This is a genomic window from Methylosinus sp. KRF6, from assembly GCF_018887255.1.
GTDB classification, from domain to species: Bacteria; Pseudomonadota; Alphaproteobacteria; order Rhizobiales; family Beijerinckiaceae; genus Methylosinus; species Methylosinus sporium.
The window spans coordinates 1-2,508 of the sequence record NZ_JAHLJF010000036.1 but is presented as its reverse complement, the minus strand read 5'-3'; the positions used below and the strand labels follow the sequence as shown (position 1 = coordinate 2,508).

General features: G+C 65.9%; 2 protein-coding genes. Both read left to right on the top strand.

What is annotated here, in order from left to right; all coding sequences use genetic code 11:
* Positions 1-67 precede the first annotated feature (67 nt).
* Positions 68-1,918 (top strand): phospholipase D family protein, encoded by a 1,851-nt coding sequence (locus tag KP010_RS22380; RefSeq protein ID WP_216281915.1) that lies wholly within the window; start codon positions 68-70, stop codon positions 1,916-1,918.
* The gene (locus KP010_RS22375; protein WP_216281913.1) at positions 1,911-2,477 is read left to right on the top strand and encodes a DEAD/DEAH box helicase family protein; all 567 of its coding nucleotides are present in this window, start codon (positions 1,911-1,913) and stop codon (positions 2,475-2,477) included. The genes KP010_RS22380 and KP010_RS22375 overlap by 8 nt, the downstream gene beginning before the upstream one ends.
* The last annotated feature ends 31 nt before the right edge of the window (positions 2,478-2,508 follow it).

Here is a 2,508-nt window from a genome sequence, read left to right as displayed (position 1 = left end):
AATCATGGTGGCCTAGTGAGTCAGAAACCGCCTAATTACGCAACTGTAATGCTAAGGGATCTCGCTCATGCAGAATAGGCGGAGCCTCGATCCGGAGCAGCGGCTGCTCTACGGCGCCAATCTCCAGCCGCCAGCGGGTTACGTCTTCGACGCCGCGGTCGCCACGACCTATTCGCTCGACTTCGAGACCGCGCTCGCCGTGCCGGTCAGTCTGGCCCTGTTTGCCGCCGAGGATCGAGACAGCATCCTTTCCCATCCCCTGGCGCTGCTCGAGGGCGCCGAGCGCATCGCCGGACGCCTCGTCGTCTTCACCGACGCCGGCCATATCCAGGCGGGCGTTAAACCACATTCGCATTACCGTCTTTGCTCACTGCTCGAACGCACCGTGGTCGAGGTCGTCGCCCCTCGAGGCGGCGCTTTCCATCCCAAGATGTGGGCTTTGCGCTTCAAGCCGCTGCGGCCCGAAGATCCCGCGCGCATGCGCCTGCTGATCCTTTCCCGTAACCTGACGCGCGACCGCTCCTGGGACATCGCCGCGACCCTCGACGGCGTGATCACGAAGCAGCCGAAGGCCGTCAATCGGCCGATCGCCGACTTCCTTCGCCAGATCCCCGATCTGGCGACCATCGGCGTTCCGGAAGGAACGAAGGCGCTTGTCGACGAACTGGCCGAAGACGTGCGCCGCGCCGAATGGACCCTGCCGGAGCCGTTCGAGAGCGTCTCCTTCGCCGTCAACGGCTTCGGCGCGAAGCCGTGGTTTCCGGAACGCCGTGGCCGGCTGGGCGTGGTTTCGCCCTTCTGCGACGATGAGACCTTGTCGAAACTCGCCGACGGCGCCGACGAGCCGATCTTCATCGGGCGGTCCGACGAAATCGCCAAACTGGACGGCGCGACGCTGGATTGCTTTTCCCGGGTCGCCGTCCTCGACGAGATGGCGGTCACGGAAGATGGCGAAGACGTCGACGCCACTCCCTTCCAGGGGCTCCACGCCAAGGCATTCGTCGTCGAGATAGGCTGGGACACCAACATCACGATAGGCTCAGGGAATGCCACGAAACCGGCGCTGGTGACCGGCAACAACGTCGAGGTCTTCGTGACCCTGACCGGAAAGAGGTCACGGGTCGGCTCCGTCGAAGAAATCCTTGGCGAAAAGGGCTTCGGCCGTCTGACGCGGCCGTTCGTTCGCAACGAGACGGCTGTCGCCGATGCCGCAAGGCGGGCCGCTGAGGCGCGTCTCGAGCAGGCCCGGCGCGAGATCTGCCGCAGCGGCCTGAAACTCCGTTGTGAGCGCGGCGAGCCGACCGCCGATGGCGCGCCCGTCTGGAGGGTCTGGCTGGTTCCTCCCGGGCCGCTTCCGCTGGCCGGGATCGGCGTCCTGCGCGTCTGGCCGATCACCCGCGGCGAAGCCCACGAGCGCGATGTGCTCGAGCCGCTTCGGCAGGGACAGTCCGCCGATCTTGGCGGGATGCCGCTGGTCGACATCACCCGCTTCCTTGCATGCCACCTGACGGACGAGACGGAAGACGTCTCGATCCTGTTCAGCACCGGGCTCTCGATGGACGGGCTGCCCGCTGGGCGCCACGCCGCCATCCTGCGATGGGTGATCGACAGCAAGGACGCCTTCTTCCGTTATCTGCGACTGCTCCTCTCCGAATTCGGCGACCCGTTCGCCGCCGCGTTGGCGGCGCAGGGCGAGACCGGTCACGGCGCCTGGCGCGCCGCCGGCGACGACGCCCCGATCCTCGAGCAGATGGTCCGGGCCTTCTGCCGGGGCGGCGACCAGCTTCGCGCCATCGAACGGCTCATCGAGCGGCTGGAGACCGACGGCGCCGACGCCGATTCGATTCCGGCCGAATTCCGGGCGCTCTGGAACACCTTCCGCATCGCGCTCGCCGCAGAGGACGCCTCCAATGGATGAGCGTTTCCATGCCGAGGCCGCGCTCGCCCCTCTCAAGGCCTTCCAGCGGCGCACCGTCGACTATGTCTACGAGCGGCTCTACGGCGAAAACGATCCCGTGCGCCGGTTCCTCGTCGCCGACGAAGTCGGTCTCGGCAAGACGATGGTGGCGCGCGGCGTCGTCGCCCGCATGATCGAACACCTTTGGGACAGCGCGAAGCGGATCGACATCCTCTACATCTGCTCGAACCAGGCGATCGCGGCTCAGAACATCAACCGGCTGAACGCGCTCGGACGGCGAGAGTTGGCCTTGCCGACCCGGATGACCCTCGTTCCGCTGAACCTCAGAGGCGACAACAGCCTCGACGCCAACAAGGTGAACTTTATCAGCCTGACGCCGGGTACTACCTTCGAACTGCGCTCCGCTACGGGCGTCAGGCTGGAGCGCGCATTCCTGTGCCATCTTCTCCGCGACCTCGTCTCCCATCCCCGGGGGCTGCACAATCTGTTGCAGGTCGCCGCCGGCGTCGACGGCTGGAACCGCGAGGTGGAGAGTTTGTTGATTTCCACTGAGAGCTGACCCAGGCAGCACGAGTTTTTCCACCGAGAAC